This window comes from Bdellovibrio sp. NC01 (genome assembly GCF_006874625.1).
Classification (GTDB): Bacteria; Bdellovibrionota; Bdellovibrionia; order Bdellovibrionales; family Bdellovibrionaceae; genus Bdellovibrio.
Window position 1 is genome coordinate 1,345,727 of the sequence record NZ_CP030034.1, and the last position, 18,448, is coordinate 1,364,174.

17 protein-coding genes are annotated in these 18,448 nt (G+C 44.9%); 4 read left to right on the top strand and 13 right to left on the bottom strand.

All coding sequences use genetic code 11. From position 1 onward, the window contains the following. Positions 1-17 precede the first annotated feature (17 nt). From DOE51_RS06435 to DOE51_RS06445, 3 genes are read left to right on the top strand one after another with little or no spacing between them, the layout of a single operon-like run. Positions 18-1,604: a hypothetical protein gene (locus DOE51_RS06435; RefSeq protein ID WP_142695734.1), complete on the top strand. Its 1,587-nt coding sequence runs from the start codon at positions 18-20 to the stop codon at positions 1,602-1,604. After that, complete coding sequence (locus tag DOE51_RS06440; RefSeq protein WP_142695735.1) at positions 1,604-2,476, top strand: hypothetical protein; 873 nt, start codon at positions 1,604-1,606, stop codon at positions 2,474-2,476. The genes DOE51_RS06435 and DOE51_RS06440 overlap by 1 nt, the downstream gene beginning before the upstream one ends. Positions 2,477-2,479: 3 nt before the next feature. Next, the gene (locus DOE51_RS06445; protein WP_142695736.1) at positions 2,480-3,691 is read left to right on the top strand and encodes a hypothetical protein; all 1,212 of its coding nucleotides are present in this window, start codon (positions 2,480-2,482) and stop codon (positions 3,689-3,691) included. Here DOE51_RS06445 and DOE51_RS06450 read toward each other — a convergent pair whose 3' ends face one another. From DOE51_RS06450 to DOE51_RS06505, 12 genes are all read right to left on the bottom strand, one after another. Next, positions 3,692-5,296, bottom strand: a complete 1,605-nt coding sequence (locus tag DOE51_RS06450; RefSeq protein ID WP_142695737.1) for an ABC-F family ATP-binding cassette domain-containing protein — start codon at positions 5,294-5,296, stop codon at positions 3,692-3,694. It abuts the gene before it with no gap. Positions 5,297-5,414: 118 nt separating this feature from the next. Further along, positions 5,415-6,305 carry a hypothetical protein gene (locus DOE51_RS06455; RefSeq protein ID WP_142695738.1) on the bottom strand — a complete coding sequence of 297 codons (891 nt, stop codon included), beginning with the start codon at positions 6,303-6,305 and terminating at the stop codon, positions 5,415-5,417. 185 nt (positions 6,306-6,490) lie between these two features. Next, the gene (locus tag DOE51_RS06460; RefSeq protein ID WP_142695739.1) at positions 6,491-6,757 is read right to left on the bottom strand and encodes a hypothetical protein; all 267 of its coding nucleotides are present in this window, start codon (positions 6,755-6,757) and stop codon (positions 6,491-6,493) included. A 105-nt stretch (positions 6,758-6,862) separates the two neighbouring features. After that, complete coding sequence (pdeM, locus tag DOE51_RS06465; RefSeq protein WP_142695740.1) at positions 6,863-7,510, bottom strand: ligase-associated DNA damage response endonuclease PdeM; 648 nt, start codon at positions 7,508-7,510, stop codon at positions 6,863-6,865. Beyond that, positions 7,479-9,926 carry a ligase-associated DNA damage response DEXH box helicase gene (locus DOE51_RS06470; protein WP_142695741.1) on the bottom strand — a complete coding sequence of 816 codons (2,448 nt, stop codon included), beginning with the start codon at positions 9,924-9,926 and terminating at the stop codon, positions 7,479-7,481. The genes pdeM and DOE51_RS06470 overlap by 32 nt, the downstream gene beginning before the upstream one ends. Next, a complete protein-coding gene (locus tag DOE51_RS06475) occupies positions 9,913-11,544 on the bottom strand; it encodes an ATP-dependent DNA ligase (RefSeq protein WP_142695742.1) in 1,632 nt (543 codons plus the stop codon). Before DOE51_RS06475 ends, DOE51_RS06470 begins: the two co-directional genes overlap by 14 nt. Beyond that, positions 11,541-12,533 (bottom strand): ligase-associated DNA damage response exonuclease, encoded by a 993-nt coding sequence (locus tag DOE51_RS06480; RefSeq protein ID WP_210415573.1) that lies wholly within the window; start codon positions 12,531-12,533, stop codon positions 11,541-11,543. The genes DOE51_RS06475 and DOE51_RS06480 overlap by 4 nt, the downstream gene beginning before the upstream one ends. A gap of 59 nt (positions 12,534-12,592) precedes the next feature. Continuing rightward, positions 12,593-13,144: a DUF4142 domain-containing protein gene (locus DOE51_RS06485; protein WP_142695743.1), complete on the bottom strand. Its 552-nt coding sequence runs from the start codon at positions 13,142-13,144 to the stop codon at positions 12,593-12,595. Positions 13,145-13,301: 157 nt separating this feature from the next. Beyond that, on the bottom strand, positions 13,302-13,892 hold the full coding sequence (locus tag DOE51_RS06490) for a YceI family protein (RefSeq protein WP_142695744.1): 591 nt from the start codon (positions 13,890-13,892) through the stop codon (positions 13,302-13,304). 141 nt (positions 13,893-14,033) lie between these two features. Then, entirely contained in the window at positions 14,034-15,350 is a 1,317-nt protein-coding gene (locus DOE51_RS06495) for an NAD(P)/FAD-dependent oxidoreductase (RefSeq protein ID WP_142695745.1), read from the bottom strand. Then, positions 15,319-15,777: an OsmC family peroxiredoxin gene (locus DOE51_RS06500; protein ID WP_142695746.1), complete on the bottom strand. Its 459-nt coding sequence runs from the start codon at positions 15,775-15,777 to the stop codon at positions 15,319-15,321. The genes DOE51_RS06495 and DOE51_RS06500 overlap by 32 nt, the downstream gene beginning before the upstream one ends. Positions 15,778-15,858: 81 nt before the next feature. Beyond that, the gene (locus DOE51_RS06505) at positions 15,859-16,644 is read right to left on the bottom strand and encodes a phosphatase domain-containing protein (protein WP_142695747.1); all 786 of its coding nucleotides are present in this window, start codon (positions 16,642-16,644) and stop codon (positions 15,859-15,861) included. Between the two features lie 207 nt (positions 16,645-16,851). On the opposite strand from DOE51_RS06505, the gene DOE51_RS06510 reads away from it, so the two are divergent. Beyond that, on the top strand, positions 16,852-17,799 hold the full coding sequence (locus tag DOE51_RS06510) for a hypothetical protein (RefSeq protein WP_142695748.1): 948 nt from the start codon (positions 16,852-16,854) through the stop codon (positions 17,797-17,799). Here DOE51_RS06510 and DOE51_RS06515 read toward each other — a convergent pair. After that, on the bottom strand, positions 17,796-18,185 hold the full coding sequence (locus tag DOE51_RS06515; protein ID WP_142695749.1) for a hypothetical protein: 390 nt from the start codon (positions 18,183-18,185) through the stop codon (positions 17,796-17,798). The genes DOE51_RS06510 and DOE51_RS06515 overlap by 4 nt on opposite strands. Positions 18,186-18,448: the final 263 nt, after the last annotated feature.

Genomic DNA, 18,448 nt, shown 5'->3' on the forward strand with positions numbered 1-18,448 from the left:
AAGTTAGGAGAATGACAATGAGTAGAATCGGTTTTTTAAATAAAAGTGTAACTGCCGTTATCACTCTCCTAGCTATTGTACTTCAAGGAAACGGGGCGCTTGCAGGTTGCAAGATGTCCCGTGATCCTAAAATGAATTTTGCGATTTCGACTGAAACTCAGTCAATTACAGGTTTCGGTGAAGCCGCGGATACGCCGCAGGCTCCTTCGGTTATTGAACGCTGCCAGACAGATTCTGGTAAATATTTGATGTTCTCTTTGGGTGTACGTCGTCCCACTTTAAATTCTGACGTGGCGGATGTTTCTTTTGACGGGCAATTGATCGATACAAAATGCTCTGTCGCAAACTCTTTCCTGAAAGATCAGCCTGACTACCAAGAACGCGCACAAGTTATCGATAAACAGTACAAAGCACTGCGCGCTTGTACTTTCCTTCAAATTTACGATTTAGATAATAAACCTATTGATTTCACGCCATCTCAAGATCATTGCCAAATTTCGCGTCAGCAAAATGGCACTTTGAAAATGGAAGGTGATTACTGCTTCCTTCGTATTCGTCCAAACAATCGTTTTGCGGTTACGACAATCATTAAGGATGAGTGCCGTAATGCTGCTTACATGAGCGCTCATGGCATTGAGCCACAAGATATCGAAGCCTCTTTGAATGCTTACGTCGTGGGTGATGCTTCTGGTATCAGCACTGACGTTGATCCAATTGGTGCCACGAAAACTCGTATCTATATTGCTCCCCACAGCAAACTTTTGAAACTTTCTGAAGACTTCGGTGCCGAAACTCCACGTTTCCCAACGGAATTCAATGCCGATGTTCATATGGGTGAATTGAAAATCCGCGGTGCTAACGAAACTTTCACCGTCGATATGTCTTTGCTGGTTGATAACCGCTCTAAAAAATCTTGCTACAATGGTATGTGTGCGAGTCCAAGTGACTTCGACGTTCCCGTAGTAGGTGAGGTTGAACTTTCTGAAGTTCGTCGTGATGGTACTTTGAATTACATGGATTCTTGGTGGCACGCAGGACTTGCGAATCCTCGTTGGATGGGTTTGATGAAAAGTGGCCCACATATCTTGAATGAAACTGAATTAAAACCGGGCATGCGTTATCACATGACCGTGACTTTCGTGGATCCACTTGAGGACTTCACGCTGTTCACGAAAGACATTCAACAGATGGTGATCGATCTTAAGACTCTTCAAGGAACAGCAGGTCTTGACGTGATCACGCCGCTGGCATCGTTGGGTAATTTGACCGGCCTGGTTGGTTTGGACAATCTTCCTTCAATGTCTTCTCCAAACATGGATACAGAGATGGAGCGCATCCTTAAGACTTTGGAAAAGTTAGGTAAAGACCGTAACTGGCCATCGTACTTTGACGACATTTGCAATTCGTCTCGTGCATCTTGTGTAAAAGCGGGTAAGTCAAAATTCTATTCTAAACTGTCTGTGGAGTTCACTATCGGTGAGCTTGATCCAAACGAAGGTATCTGGACTTTGAAGGACTACGTCGTGAAAAGAGAATCACCCGTATTTGGAAACTACACGACAAGACCTGAAGCTTTGCCAACGGTTACTTGCGAGGCTCAATAATGAAACTCCTGTTGCTTCTAGCGCTTTTTGCTCCCTCATTTTCATGGGCAGTGACGATCAGACCTTCAGTCAGCGAAGGGTTTTTCGTGTGCAACGCGGGGATTGCCCATAAAGTAGCAACTGGTACGACTTGCGCTGATCAATATACAGGACTTGCTTGCAACGCGAGCGATGACACTTCTTGTGTATGCTCGGATTCAACAGCTGGCGAAGATACTTTGACAGCTTCGTGGGACGATTTGACGGTGGCGGAATCAAGCCCACTACGTTCTCGCGGCAACACTCTTAAATCTAATACAGCGGCGACATATAATAACTTGTTCACGGATTTAAATGCGTGGAACAACAATGTGACTTCAATTGAAATCGGAACGTCATCAGAAACATACGGTACAAGTTACTTTGTCGATTTCTGCTATCAAGGTCCGGTTGAAAAGATTCAAAAGAAGAACGGAAAAAACCAAGACGTTTCTGAAGGTATCTATACAATCACAGCCAACGTTGCGGCAGCGAACCAGGGCAGTGGTTTGATTTATCAACAAGATTCAAACTTGGGTATGACTCTGCAAGTGAACTGCGATCTTCGTGATGTTGGTAAAAGCAAAGATGCAAGAAGCTCAAATGAGTTTGCACCATCAGGCAATGCTTTAGAAGCCGATGTGACGTTTGCCTCTTCAGGTTACCCACGTTCTAGCACTTTGAGCATGAGCCAACGTTTAAATTCAAAAACAAACTACGTTCCGCGTTTCTGCTCTGTGCGCGCAATTTTCACAGAAATGGCCAATTCGTCTTCGGTGAAAGTTCGTCCGAATTCGGCAAGTCCGACAGAGTTCACGATTGATCTTGATATCACGAACGGGGACTTGCTCTAGTTCATGTCCAAGCTATTGGCACTTTTCATTCTGATTCTGAGCACAACTGCGCACGGTGCAGTTTGGACAGTGACTCGGTCATGGACGCCCGCAGATGAAGATCGTTTTGCAGTCTTTTTGGAAAAAGAATGGCAAACGGACGTTTTCACGAATCCTCAATCTAAATTGTATGGCATTAAAACGGATTGTGCCGATGCAGTTTATGCAGCTCGTGCCGTGTTTGCTGCGCGCGAAGGTTTGCCTGTTCAGTTTAGTGATGTGACCCGTTCGGGAAGTTACTTTACGCAAGCCATGACTCGTTGGGATTCACAACCGCAAGATCAGCGTGTGCGTAGTTTTATTATTTATATCTCTGACATGGTGTCGACTTATACTTTGGAAAGTGACACCTATCCGGTCACCATCGATAAACAATACTTCAAACCGGGCGTGATTTTTTTAAGTCCGATTCTGACTGAAAGCCAAAGACGTGCGACTGGTTTTCATGGTGGTCACGCCGAATATATTAAGAGTATTGATGATATCGGTTTTAGTGAAGCGATCTCTTCAACTTCGCCGAAAGCAGTTCGTACTTTAAGCTTGAATAAAAATCCTTATATGGCGCCTTTCACTTTAAACGGTGGTTTTCGTAAGTGGCGTCAACCGGGCCAGTTTGGCGTTTCGAATAGCGCTCTTCCAGGTTACGGGATGGACCAATTTAAATTGGCTGATTGGGCACCATTAAAACTTATCACTCGTCGTCAGATCTATCAGTGGCATGAATCGATTCGTCGTCTTATGCGCACGCGTGTTCCGTCTTTTGACGAGCGTGTGGATATCGTGGTCGATAGCATTTGTTCTTTACTTACAACGCGTGCAGAGCTTGTGATTGACGGGTGGAGCAAGGTTACGAAGAACGGTAATCAATGCCTGCCACCGGATCTTGCCGATGAATACTCAACAGACACGCGCGATCAACGCATTCGTGGTTCTTATTTTCAATTAGGCGATCTTTACGACTGGAAAAAACGTGAAGATGGTGACGATATTATGGGCTCGGTCGAAGATGCCCAACCGAAGCTAGAAAAATGCCAGATTCAATATTGGCCGGGTCGTTTTATGAATACGTGGGAACTGTGGGCGCGTGTGCGTGACGGGCAATTGGCGTCATCTGCATATTATGCCCCAGCAGTGCGCTGGGGATTCAGAGCGCCAAACGGAAAAGACTGCCGCTAATTATTGGGCAGTCACCGGTTTTTTCTTTTCAAGATACTCATCGTAAGTAATATCGTTCATGTCTTCCGTCACTGTCGTATCGATTTCAATGATGCGGTTTGCAACTGTTTGCACGAACTCGTGATCGTGAGAAGTAAATAGCACTGTTCCTTTGAAACGTTTCACGCCTTCATTGACAGCAGAGATACTTTCCAAATCCAAATGGGCTGTTGGTCCATCGAACAACAAAACATTCGCGCCAGACAACATCATTTTCGCAAGCATGCAGCGAACTTTTTCGCCCCCCGAAAGAACTTTCGGTTGTTTCATCGCATCGTCACCACTGAAGAGCATGCGACCTAAGAAGCCACGTAAGAACGACTCATCTTTGTCTTCAGAATATTCGCGCAACCAATCAACCAAGGAACGAGCATCGACGTTGAAGTATTTGCTATTGTCAGTCGGGAAGTAACTGCGAGTCGTCGTGATGCCCCAAGTGACAGTTCCAGAGTCCGGTTCCATCTCGCCAGCTAAGATATCAAGCAAAACTGTTTTTGCGACGTCATTGCGACCAATGAACGCGACCTTGTCGTTCTTTTTGATCGTGAAGCTGACGTTTTTCAAAATCACTTCGCCATTGATTGTTTTGTTCAAGCCTTGCACAGTCACAAGATCGTTACCGGCTTCACGTTTTGGATCAAAACCCACAAACGGCGAACGGCGACTTGAAACGGGAAGTTCGCTAAGATCCAACTTCTCTAGTTGTTTTTGACGAGAAGATGCCTGACGCGATTTTGAAGCGTTAGCACTAAAGCGTGCGATGAACGATTTCAACTCTTCAGCTTTGTCTTCGTTTTTGCGTTGTTGATCTGCTTTCAAGCGTTGCGCAAGATCGCGAGCTTCACGCCAGAATTCATAGTTACCCGTATAAACCGTCACTTTGCCGAAATCGATATCCGCCATGTGAGTGCAGACTTTATTCAGGAAGTGGCGATCATGCGATACGACGATGACTGTGTTTTCAAAATTATAAAGGAACTCTTCAAGCCATTGGATCGCGTAGATGTCCAAGTGATTCGTCGGCTCATCCAGAAGCAAGATATCAGGTTGACCGAATAGAGCCTGAGCTAACAAAACTTTTACTTTGTCGCCAGCATCAAGTTCGCTCATCAGTTTTTGATGAAGGCTGTCAGTGATACCAAGACCCGCTAACATCACGCCGGCTTCCGATTCTGCTTCCCAGCCGTTCAATTCTGCAAACTCTGTTTCAAGTTCTGATGCGCGAACACCATCGGCTTCGCTGAAATCAGGTTTTGCATAAAGAGCGTCTTTTTCCTGCATCACTTTGAAGAGGCGATCGTTGCCCATCATCACAGTCTGAAGAACTGTCACGCTGTCGTAAGCGTAGTGATCTTGCTTCAATACTGAAAGGCGCAGGGCCCCTGGAATGATGACTTCGCCCGTATTCGGCTCCAGCTCTTTAGAAAGGACTTTAAGGAAAGTGGATTTGCCGGCGCCATTGGCACCGATCAGGCCATAACAGTTGCCTGGAGTGAATTTCACATTCACTTCATCAAAGAGTTTTTTACCACCGAAACGAAGGCTGACATTGGACGTTGTAATCATGGGGTTTAAATACCACTTTAGACCCATTTTCCGCAATAGGATGCCTCAATAAAAAAGGCCTCTTTCGGTGGGAAAGAGGCCTTTAGGTGTAGGTTATTTAGGCAAATGGTCGGGAAAACTAATAAAGAGCTCGGATGCTGACGCCGCCAATAAACTGATCGTAAGACGACACGTTCATATCAGATTTATCCATCACGGTCGTGTAGGCTAGGGTTGGCCAAATTTCAAAGTTAGGATTCATATTAAAGCGCAATGAAGCTTCTGCGCTAATGGTTGCATATGGAGAACTTGAAGTACCAGTTATGCCATTATATTCGAAATGTTCGGTATAATAGCGATTGTAAAGCACTTTTAGGTAAGGATGATAGTCCGACTCTATTTCCCCAAAAACGTAAAGCGACATTTGGCTTCCGTCTTTCACAGTCACATTGACCGTTGTCGTTGAGTTGATGACGTAATCACGATTGCCTTCAAGAGCCATATTATATGATCCACCAAAGCCCAGTGAATAACTTTGTACGGGGAAAACCAAACCGGCTTCGATGAAAGGAACTAAACGGCCTTCAGAGGGATTGCGTTCCATTGTTACTTCGTCGACTTTACTTTTTTCTAGGGGAATAGATGTTCCTGCGCTAGAAAAGAAAGTTGCACCCATAAAGTCATAGTTACCTTTGTAACCGATTTTTGCGTCGTTGAACCCTTTGTTTTTTGATGTCGTATCAGAAAAGCCCGCTTGAGCGCTTTTTGTTTCCGTAGAAATGTATCCCAGTGTTAGTCCGAAAGAGTCGTTTTGATTCACGCCGTAATAAAAACCAACAGGTAAGACATAACCCGTTAAATCTGATTTAGCACCAGTGTCGCTGAACTTTACGCTGCTGGAAGCGTAAGCTGCTGCCGCTAGAAACTCCATTTGTCCTGCGTCTGGGCTAAGATTGGCGCTGGTTTTAATCATACCGAATGCGAAGTTTGATGACGACAAAATCAAAGATGCGATTACTATGTGTTTCATGAATTCCCTTTCGTACACTTAATAATGTTTATAGATTGTTGAATGAAAGAGAATCACTTCGGGGTCGGGGTGCAGGATAACCGGACTTAGGCTGCGAAAGTTGTAAAGCCACGGTTAAAAAAGCAAAAGCCCGCTCTTTGGGAGCAGGCTTTCGTTGAAGCTAGTTTTTAGCCACGCTGAAAAAACTATTTCGTTTCTGTCGTGGTCTCAGTCTCAGTTGTGGTTTTTTTCTTACCGTCTGAGTGAGTTTTAGTTTTTTGTTTTACTTCTGTTTCAGAAGACGCGTGTTCGCCCTTCATTTTCTTTTTTGTCTTATGAGTTGTTGTTTCAGTACCAGTGATTGGATTTTTTGAGTGGTCCGTAGTTGACTCAGTTTTATTTTCCATATCAGCAGCGAATGCCAATGAACCAGCTAAAACAACAGCAGATAGCAACATAGTTTGTTTTTTCATCTAATCCTCCTTTGGATTTAGTATGTGAATCGTTGACAGGTTGATTTTGTCATTGGTTTATGAAAAATAAATTTACAAATCTGTAAGTGGCTTGCTGCAACAAATTCACACATCCACTTCGAAAATTTCTTTCGGAGTCACGGCAAAAATTCTTTTGCCCTTGTCTTTACGAATGACGTATCCACCGGTCAGAGAGCCAAAGGCAGGAATCGTCAGCGCGTTTTTTTCAAGAACAAAGCACGGTAGCTTTAGTCGCGTGGGGCCTTCGTGGATACTGACAAGGGGATGGGTATGTCCTTGAATCTGGAACAATTTGGATTTTGCGTTTTTATGTCCGTGAGTCATAAGGAATGGACCGATTTGCATTTCTTCCTCTACCAAATGGAAGGGAAGTTTATTAAGAATTTCGACACTTCCTTTTTCATGATTGCCTAATAGCAAGGTCCAATGGACATGGTCATGAGCTTTAAAGAATTCACGAAAATCCTGAACGATGATTTCACTCAACGAAAAACGGTTGTGTATCCAGTCGCCCAAAATCATGACTTTGCGAATTTGATAACGATGGATCAGATCGCTGATAAGAAGTAAATCTTCGCGATGCGAACCTGAAGGTATTGGCACACCAGCAGATTGATAGCTTTCGGCTTTACCCAAATGCACGTCGGAAAGCCCTAGCAGATGTTCGCGCTGCCATAAGAAAGCTTTTTCTGGAAGAAGCTCAATGTCTTCGTTCGCGACTTGTATCTTCATTTTTCTTTTCCCAGCCGCGTTTAAGGCGTGCGATTTTCATTTCAAGGCTTTCGTTAGACAGATTGCTTGTCGCGATCGTTTCAACCACTAGTGGGAACGATAACGGCGACGGGGTATCAATTTCGACCCATTCAATTTTCATTTGCGAAAGACGCTGCAAAGTTTTGCGCATGCGCCCACTTTCCAAAGAGTTCGCAAGAACTTCGTCAAAGCTTTGGCGGATGAGTAAATTATTAGGTTCGTGCTTGCGAAACACTTCATACAATAATGAAGAGCTGATCTGCATTTGTCTGCCGGTTTTGGCAGCGCCGGGATAACCGGTAAATACCAGCCCTGCGATTTGTGCGATTTCGCGAAATTGACGCTGGCTGAGTTGCCCGATTTGCAGGGACTGACCGATTTCTTCAACCAAGTTGTGATCAGAAAAGAAGTCGTCATCAAAAAGAGCCTGAAAGTCATAATCTTTAGGTCCCACGATTTCAAAACCATAGTCGTTCACCGAAAAGGAAAAGGTCGAAGCTTGACGTTGGGCAAAGCGATAGCCCCACAATTGAGTCAAACCTTCATGAACGGATTTTCCTTCGAACGGGTAGACGAAAATATGTTCGCCTTGTTTTGAGCTCCATTTTTCAATCAATAAAATTTCAGGAGAAGGCAAAACTGAAATTTTCTTTTGCGTACCGAGCAGGGGCTCAAGAAAACGATCAAGTCCGGGATGTTTTTCATTCAGGGTTTCACGAAATGCTTGCCCTAAGGTTTCAGAAATAGGGAAGCGGCCTCCATCCCAGGAAGGAATAGTATTGGTCGGTGCTTTTGAAGCTTTCACATAGGCGGTCATATCTTTTAAAAGAACGAATTCGAGTTTTTTACCAGCGAACTGAAAGACGTCACCTCTTTTTAGTTTTGAAATGAAACTTTCTTCGACCGAACCAATGCGCGAACGATTGGTATAACTGACACGCACGGATTCGCGTGAAACAATGGTTCCGATACTCATGCGGTGAAGTTTTTCAACACGGGGATTGGCGGGACGATATTTGCCCGAAATTTCGTCGATTTCTAATTTATGAAATTGTGGATAGGCTTGCAGTGTTTCTCCACCGCGAGTTAAGAACTGACGACACCAGTTGATTTCTTCTCGAGTGATTTCACTGAATGAGTAGGTCTCTTTTAAAGATAACCACAACTCATCCATCTTAAGCCCAGGCCCGCAAGCAAGAGTCATCATATGTTGCAGTAAAACGTCGATCGGTTTTTTCAAGGGCCTGCGTGGTTCGATGTGTTTATTCTTTAAAGCTTTTTTAACGGCTTCAAGTTCCAGTATTTCCCACGAGTTCGTCGGAACAAAAAGCAAACGACTTTTACCACCGGGTCTATGAGCAGAACGCCCCGCACGTTGAAGCATGCGTGCAATCATTTTAGGACTGCCAATTTGTACGACGCGCTCGACCGGTTGAAAGTCGACACCTAAATCCAAGGAAGAAGTGCAGACCACCCATTTCAGGGCTCCGGTTTTGACGGCTTCTTCGACAGCTTCTCGTTCTTCGCGTTCAAGAGAGCTATGGTGCAAAGCCATGTGCTTTTCCATGTCAGGTTTTAAAACCGAGATCGCTTCATACCAGCGTTCTGCCTGTGAACGTGTGTTAGTAAAAATCAGTGTAGAGACATCAGGATCAAGTTCTTTAATCAGACTTTCGCGTAAAGCGAATCCCAAATGTCCCGCCCAGGGGAAACGATCAATTTTTTCCGGCAACAAGCAATCTAAATCCAGATTGCGATCGGAACCACCAGAAATAATTTTTGCTTCTTGCCCGCGACCGACAGCGACCTTTGCGGCTTCTTCTAAATTTCCGATAGAGGCCGACAAGGCCCACGTTTGCAGTTCTGGATTGATCGAGCGCAAATAAGAAAGCGACAGCTCGCAAAGACTTCCGCGTTTGCTGGCCATGAGTTCATGCCATTCATCCAAGATCACGACTTCGAGATTTTTAAAAATATCTTCGGCATCGGGCTGTGAGATCATCACCGCTAAAGATTCAGGAGTAGTCAGTAGCAGATCGGGAGGATTAAGCATTTGTTTGCGTTTTTCTGCAGTGGCGGTATCACCAGTGCGCGAACCGACTTTAAGAGGCCATTGTTCTTGCAGCAGCGGTTCTTTAATTGCCGTTTCCAAGTCGCGAGTGAGTGCGCGCAGTGGTGTCAGATAAAGCGCTTTTAAACCTTTGCGTTTTGGTTGTTGCGCCATCATTCGTGCGAAGGGTCCCATCACGGCCGCATATGTTTTCCCCGAACCCGTAGGCACATGCAGCAATCCCGATTCGCCCGACAAATACGCTTGCCATGCCTCTTCCTGAAATGGAAAGGGCTTCCATTTGCGATTTTTAAAAAATGCATGGATGGGTTTAAGCTCGTCCATGTTTGGTCACCGCATTTAAAAGTTCTTGGGCTGATTGCAGATTGTCTGCATCTTGGGCTTTTTTGTCTTTGCGCCAACGAAGAATTCGGGGAAAGCGCACCGCAATTCCTGACTTGTGGCGATTGGAAGCGCCAATACCTTCAAAGCCAATTTCAAAAACCTGTTCCGCATCGACAGAGCGCACGGGACCAAATTTTTCTTTCGTGTGCCGCCGAATCCACGCGTCGAGTTCGTCAATTTCCGCTTGATCTAAACCAGAGTACGCTTTGGCAAAAGGTATCAGTTCTTTATTTTCATTCCATAATGCAAAAGTGTAGTCGGTATAAAGATTGGAACGTCGACCTGTTCCTGATTGTGCATACAATAAGACCGCATCTAATGTCAGTGGATCGACTTTATATTTCCACCAATTCCCAGTCTTTCTGCCAACCGTGTAAGTGCCTTCCCAGAGTTTAATCATCAGACCTTCGGCGTCCAGTTCGCGCGCCTTTAAACGACAGTCATCAAGCTCTGCCAAATCGTGAACGGTCACGATCGGAGAAAGAACGACTTGGTCGCAGTCAAGCGCGGTGACGATTTTTGCAAGCTGATCTTTACGCTTGCGCAGACTTTTATCGCGTATATCTTCGCCGTTGTATTCCAGACAATCGTAAGCGAAGAACCCCACGGGAAGATCTTTCAGCATTTGTGCAGAAACTTTCTTGCGACCCAAGCGCTTTTGCAATTCTTGAAAGGGCAGAATCTGATTGTCTTTATAAACTAAAATCTCGCCGTCTAAGACCGTTCCATTGGGAAGGGCAGAGAATATTTTTGCGAGCTCTGGAAAAGTATCCGTGATTTGTTCTTCACCTCGGGACCAAATCCAAGTTTGATTTTCGCGATGTATGACTTGCGAGCGAATGCCGTCATATTTCCATTCAATACACCATTCACTGGCGTCAAAATTCTTTTCGCTGCGCTCGTTCCAGGGATGAGCCAGGCAAAACGGATAGGGCTGGCTAAAATTCGCTTCAACGGGTTCTGGTGAAATGATTCTTTCAAAAGCTTCGATTCCTGATTGCACATCACCCGTTAAGCGATGCGCGACTTGATCCGTTGGTAAATTATAAACTTCGGCAATAGCCCGGATAACAAGTTTATCGCTGACACCCACGCGGAAAGCACCCGTAATGAGTTTATTTAAAATGAAGACTTCCTGATAAGTCAGATCTTTCCACCACGCGATAAGCTGGTCACTTTGTGCCAGCTCATCTTTCATTTTTGCGAGGGCCGGAATTTCTTCCTCCATCCACGCTGTCAAAGTTTTGTTATCCGACGTACTGGTTTCGCGACACAGGTTTAAAGAATGCGCGAGCAGGCTTAAGGTTTCAGCTGTATCACCCACATGATCGTAACACTCATCTAAAAGCCATTCGGGATAATGGGTGGCGGAAAGAAATAGATCACGTAAGGTGCGCGAGGTGATGACCCGCTTAGAAATCTTCCCAGTCAGAACCAGAATCGTCCACATGGCATCAGCGGGCGGGGCACTAGAGAAATAATTTTTAAGGGCCGTGACTTTTTCATTGGTTGAGGTTGTTGAGTCTAAGTCGTCGAAGAGTTTGGCGAAGGCTTTCATGATGCCTCCTCTTGATCTTCGTACTCGGTTTGAAACAGACGTACCGCTTTACCTTGTTCTTCTAAATATTGTTTAAGAACGTCCGTGCGCCCGTGAGTCAGAAACACCGTTTCTGCACCTGTTTCATTGATAGTCTGTAGAAGTTCATTCCAGTCAGCGTGATCGGAAAGTGCAAAACCTTTTTCGTAGCCTTTGCGACGACGCGTGCCGCGGACCTGCATCCATCCGGAAGCAAAAGCCGTTTGTGGTTCTTTAAAACGTTTCATCCAAGGTGAACGGTGTGCTGAAGGCGGTGCCAGTATCAGATCACCCTTAAAGGAATAGGTTTTCTCTTCATCAAAGACGGAACGGGTTGGCAGCATTTTAACACCGTGATGACGATAAACCTCCGTCAAAGATTCGATGGCTCCATGTTGATAAACGGGGCGGTCAGTAAAGCGAGTTAATTCCGCCAGAATTCTTTGCGCTTTTCCTAAGGCATAACAAAATATCAAAGTCGGCCGTTCAAGATCGCTTTGCCACCAATCGTAAATCTTATGCGCGGTCACTTCACTAGAGTCCCATTTATAAACGGGCAGTGCGAATGTTGCTTCAGAAATAAAGGTATTGCATGGGACAACTTCAAAAGGATCACAGGATAAGTCGGAAGTACGCTTGTAGTCGCCGGATGCGACCCATACTTTGCCTTTATATTCCACGCGAACTTGTGAAGAGCCCAGAATGTGACCGGCGGAATGAAAGCTCACCCAGGTGTCGCCCATCTTAAATTTTTCGCCCCATTTTTTTGCGACGATAGGAATTCCTTCACCCAGACGATGTCGGATCAACGGAACGCATTTTTCATGAGCATAATAAAGACGTGAACCCCAACGGGCATGATCGGAATGGGCGTGAGTGATCACCGCATTTTTCACAGGTCGCCATGGGTCGATATGAAAATCGCCCGCAGCACAGTACAAACCTTCTGTGGTTGCTTTGATCAAATCCATTCTCTTACTTTAACATCGCAAGAGAATGGAAAAAAATAATCAAGGACTGTGTTTTACCATTACTTCGTCGAAGGTTGACCTGGAGCCGGTGCTGAGGAAGCCATCGATGATTGAATTTGTTGGGCTTTGCTGAGATGCTCTTGCACATGCGTGCGGGTTTCTTCAAGGAATGATTTAAATTCCGCATTGCTTGCTTGAGGAATGAATTTAGAATCCAGATCATTTAACAATTGCTGGTGCATTGCCACTTGATTATCGATGTAAGCCTTGTCGAATTCAGATCCTTTTTTCGTTTTCAGCTCTGCCATCTGATCTTTAGCACTTTTCTTAAGGTCTTTGGCCGTGTCGTTATTTTCAGGTTTAATTTTTTCCTTTTTCGCAACTTTCTTACCGTCTTTCATATTCGATTCGTGAGCCGAAACCATGTGCTTCGCGAAGTCTTTCACTTCCGAATTAGAAGCTTTAGACTTCGCCATTTTGCCGGCATCAATTTCAGCTTGATTTGCGGTTTTCATAATTTCGGCGATTTCTGAATCGCTTAATGCAAGCGCGGCCGGACCGACAAGCATGCTAAGAAGGGCAGATGATAAGAAAAGTTTTTTGAAGTTCATGAGAAGCTCCTTTGTGATTTAAAATTTTGAATCCAAAGGGTCTCGAGAATTAATGATCGTGACAACTTACGCTTGCGCAATGGGGGAGAGAGTGTGCCGAAATAAAAAAGGGCATCGCTTCCGATGCCCTTTTTAAATCAAAATCGAGTGCGAAAAACTATTTTTTTGCAACCAATTTAAGATTCAATTCAAATGTATCATTGATGATTTTATCGGCCGTCAATGATTTGAAGAAGTTGCCTGAACCGTATTTCAAATCCCAATTTGTACGGTCGATTGTTACGTTCGCTTCGCCAGTTACTGTGCCTTTAGCAACAGTTACTTTTGCTGGGAATTCGATAGGTTGAGTTTTACCAACCATCGTCAATTCACCTTTAACCAAAACTTCGTCTTTTGCTTTTGGAGTGATGCTAGTCAATTTGAAAGTTGAAGTTGGGTATTTTTCAACGTTGAAGAAATCACCTGAAGCCAAGTGACCTACTAATTTCTTTTGGTAGTCAGGGCTGTCTTTCAAATCATTGTTAGTGATAGTCGTCATATCAACAGTGATTGTACCGCTTGATACTTGGCCTTTATCAACTTGCACTGAACCTTCTTTAACTGCGATGCCACCGTCATGAACGGCGCCAACTTTGTGCGCAGCTTTCCAAGTTACTGTGCTTGCTTTAGTGTCGATTTTATAAGTGTCCGCTGCGTAAGCAGAAGTTGCGAACACAAGAACGAATGCTGCGAAAACTGACTTCATCATGTTGTCTCCTTTGACAAATCAAATGTCGTTTGCCAGTAAAGACTATTAAAGCCATCGAAACAGATCAACTGATTCTGCAAAGAAATAAACTTTGGCCGAAGAAGCATTTACAGGTGTGAGGATTAGGACTGAGGTCGTAGTCTAGCTAAGGTCTTCCATAATTTGCTGCGCGCATCGGACGCCTGAGTGAATTGCCCCATGAACCGTGCCCTGATCTGAACCTTGCGAAGTGCCTTCGCCACCAATCAGAATTCTTTTTTCAAATGGTTTGCGAAGTTGGGAATTTTCACGTCCTTTTAATACGCCCTGATAGGAACATGCACCAAGACTAAACGGGTCCTGACTCCAGTTGTGAGTAAAGTGACCAAGGTAGTGCTCTTGCAAGTAGGCTAAACTTCGCCCGGTCATTCGCGATAGACTTCGCAGCGCCATGACAACACGTTTTTTCTCACTCCAAAAACTCATTTCGTAAGCTTTGGGACCACCTTGCCACGCATTTAATATATTCGTGCGTTGAGGCATTTGCGTCCACCACGTCGGGAAATATTCTTCGGCACCTGAGTGTAAGAAGCCTATCGGTTTTTTAGATAAGCTTTCCCAAAATCGTTCCGAGAATTCAAAGTTAATTCTTTGCACGTGACCCATATGCACAGATGAAAGCGAATTGAAAAGAGCGGGAATAGCAGGGCTGATTTTCATTTGAGTTTTAAGAACGGAAATGGGTACGGTGATCACCACATAATCGCAGTGAAAAGTGCGACGAGAATTTTCAGTTGTCGAGCGAATCGCGATGCCATTTTCATCCCAAAGAATTTCTTGGACCTTGTGATTAAAGTGAATGTGTTCTTTACGCAGACCGGTTTCTTTTAACAACGCCTGCATGACGGTGGAATATCCAGCGCTAGGACGGAACTGACTTTGAGAATTTAATTCGGGCTCGTCATCTTTTTCGGCAATGGCCAGAGCGCGCTCGCCAATCAAGCCCAAATCGGCAGCTTGAAATCCTTCAATGTAAGCTTTGTAAAGCTGAGCCGTGTCCTGACGAATTTTTTTGTGATGCGCTTTCATGAAGTCTTCCATGTTGCGATCATGCACAAGAGTTTTACTTAAAAGACTGTTCACTTTATCAAGCTTTTCCCAAAAATCGGGAAGCTCGTGCAGCTTGCCTTTACGCCAGAAGAGATGATTATCACACAGGTCTAAGAAGGCTAAATTGTGACGATGCAGAAGATCGATCAAGACGGGTTGCGCCCCGTGGATGAATTCAGCCCCGTATTCGATTGCGGGAAAATGATTGGCAACAGAATAAGCTCTACCGCCGATACGTTCGCGGGCCTCAAGAATCGTGCAACTGACATCGGCGTCACGAAGTTCGCGCGCGCAAGCCAGACCCGCAGCACCAGCACCAATAATGATGACGTGGGCTTTACGGGGCCGCCGTAGGAAATTGTTTTTCATTTGTCAGCATTCTGATTTCAAGACTGACTTCAGCTTTCATCAATTTTGAAATCGGGCAGTTGGCTTTTGCACCTTCGGCAATCGACTGAAATTTTGCGTAATCCAAACCGGGAACCACGGCTTCAAGACAAAGATGCGAAGATTTTATTTTCCAACCTTCTTTACCATCTTGAACAAGCTGTACATGGGCTGTGGTGAAGAGCTCTTTGGGTTCGAAATGAATTTTTGTAAGTTCAGCAGCAAGGGCCATGGAAAAACAACTGGCGTGAGCGGCCGCGACAAGTTCTTCAGGATTAATTCCAGTTTTCCCATTAAAGCGGGTCGCAAATTCATAAGAGGCGTGATCTAAAGACTGGCTGCCAGTTGAAATTTCACCGCGACCTTCTTTTAAATTACCTTCCCAGTGCACTTCCGCAAGTCTCTCCATCCGTCACCTCCACAGACATTAGAATGCCGGAGACTGGGGAGGGCTCGACAGCGAAAGTGCAAGCCTTTGCGCAAAGACACGTTAGCGTGTGCAGCGTTTCAATATGTCTTGCTTGATAAAGTTAAATGCAGGTGAAGTGTTTGTCAGATTCCACTGCCATTTGAAATCGCGGCAGTCCATCCAATGCGGATACATCATGCGACCAAAGTGTTCGTCGCCATCATCTTTTTTAAGTGCTTTGTAAATCAGCTTTTCCATTTTCGGATAGACGGAAGCAGGCAAAATATTTTTGCTGATCAAATCAATCGTGACTTCAAATGAAGTGACGAACCCCACTTGCCCCGGAAGAACCGGCAAGATATCGGCACCTTTCGAAGAGTAAGCTTCACGGATATAAGTGACTTCAGGAATAGATTTAAATTCCTGATTCATCTGGCGATACACGACCGTATCGAATTGCCCGTTGTCGCCAAAATAGATAACCAATTCCGGTTTCTTTTCGGCCAATAATGCACGGATGGTTTTTTGTTTGTACTCTGGATCTTGTTTCCAGTTGGGGTTTGTATGAAGGGCTGTCAGTGGGAAGTGGTTTTCTTTGATGAAGTCTTCATGTTGTTCAAACATCAGGGCCTTCGGAGCCAAGCTGACATAGTGGAATTCGATGTCGTTATAGGAAGCCTGTAAAGCCTGAAACAGCTCAGGCATACCTTTAAAAAGACTGCCGTCGTCGAAAAATGAAGAGCCCGCACCGGCCTTAGATCTCACATTTGTGACTTTTAAAGTGTCATCGATATCAGAGATCACAAGGACTTTTGCCTCTGCCGCGAAGGAAAGTAACATTCCAAGAACGACTAAGATTTTGTTCATAGCAAGCTCCGTCTCTGTCAAGAAAGTGTTCAGGTGCCATAGAGGGGCGCTCCTTGTAAGCCCATAGCTTTTAAAGAGGTCCTCAAGACTCCGAATTTGTTCGAGTCCTTAAAAATGCAAACGCAGGGCCCATTGCAGCACAGTCAGACTTCTGTTGTACGGGCTAAAAGGTTTCGCTAGGATTCTTTGAGAAGACGGAGTTTCCACGTGTTAAAACAGGTTATTGTTCTTGCGATTTTAGGTGTGAGTGGGGCAGCCCAAGCTGCTATGGATTTGCCTTTTGATAATTTCAGCGGACCACTTTCTAATAAAATCAAATTGGAATATTCCGGTTTTACAGAGCCCGTTGAGCCGATGAATTTTAATAGCATTAACGGCACGGTTCCGGTGTGGTCGCGTGATAAAGATATCCTGACAGTGTCGGTGAAAGGCAGTCACTTATCGGTGCCTAAAGGAATCAATATTCCTGGCAGCACATTGATTGAAGTTCCTGAATCACTGTCTTCGTTGGAAGGCGGCATTCAATACAAACGCAGTCTTGAAGGCGAGCGCATTATCGGTGGTGGCGTGACTTATGGTTCTGCCAGCGACAGTTTATTTTCAACCAAAGAATCAATCGCGATCAGCGCGAATTTAGTTTATAGCTTTCCATCTGAAAAAAATGATCGTTGGATTTGGGCGCTGTTTTATTCGAACAACAATCCGGTCTTTGCGGGATTGCCGGTGCCTTCTGTCGCTTACTTCTTTAAACGCGATACGGTGATGGGAGCCGTGGGACTGCCGTTTATTTTCTTGCGTTGGACTCCATCAGCAGAACCGTGGGCGTTTACGTTGTTTGACCTTGCGACCATCGTGAAAGCAGAAGTGTCTTATGGTCCTCCGGTTTCACAGTACATGATGGGTTTTGATTGGAATCAAAACACGTGGCTTCGTCATGACGTGAAGGACACTGATAATAAATTATACTTCGACGAAAAAAGAGTGTTCGTGGGTTCGCGCTTCTTGCTTGCGAAATTTGTATTCACAGAGTTGCAAGTGGGGCAGGCCTTTGATCGCTCCTTTTATGAAGCGCAAGGCATCGGCAGAAAAGAAACGGGAACAGCATTCATTCCCGCTTCTTGGTATGCAAATTGGAATTTCAAGGTGCAATTCTAATCACCCTCTTCGTAGCCAGAGCCCATCAAGTGGAATAGATAGTCACCGATGCTGGCTTTGACACTCAGTTCGCCAGTGAAATCACCTGTTGCCGTGGGCTCAAAGATCACAAAGATGTGACATGTTTTTCCTGCCGGCAAAGTGTCGGGACAGTTGTGTGCTACTTGAAACATATCGCCTGTCAGTGCGATTTCTGAAATTGTCATGTCTGTGTCGCCCGCGACAACATCGATATCGTCATAAACATAATCGCCAACATAAACTTCGCCGAAATCCATCGTTTCTTCATTCGTATCCATTGGAAGCATGATATCGCTTTTCGCAAATGAAGATGTCGTGAACAAAGAAAGTGATGCTGCCATCAGTACCGGTGCAAGTGCTTTCATAAAGCCCTCCGAAAAAGGTTGTTAGCATCATTCTGAACTCCGCCCATTTTGTGGAGTAGTACAGTCGCAGAAGTACAAACACCCAGCCCAGAGTTCGGTTTCATTTTGAGATTTCTGTTATTTGCCTCTGTCGTCTTGTCCAGAAGTCAAAGAACAGACAAAAAATCATCCAATGGTCTCGTGAAGCCCAATCAATGTTTCCCGAAAAGTTGGAATCCCAATGATGGGACAGCGGACTCGGATGTCTGCGGCAACAATACACG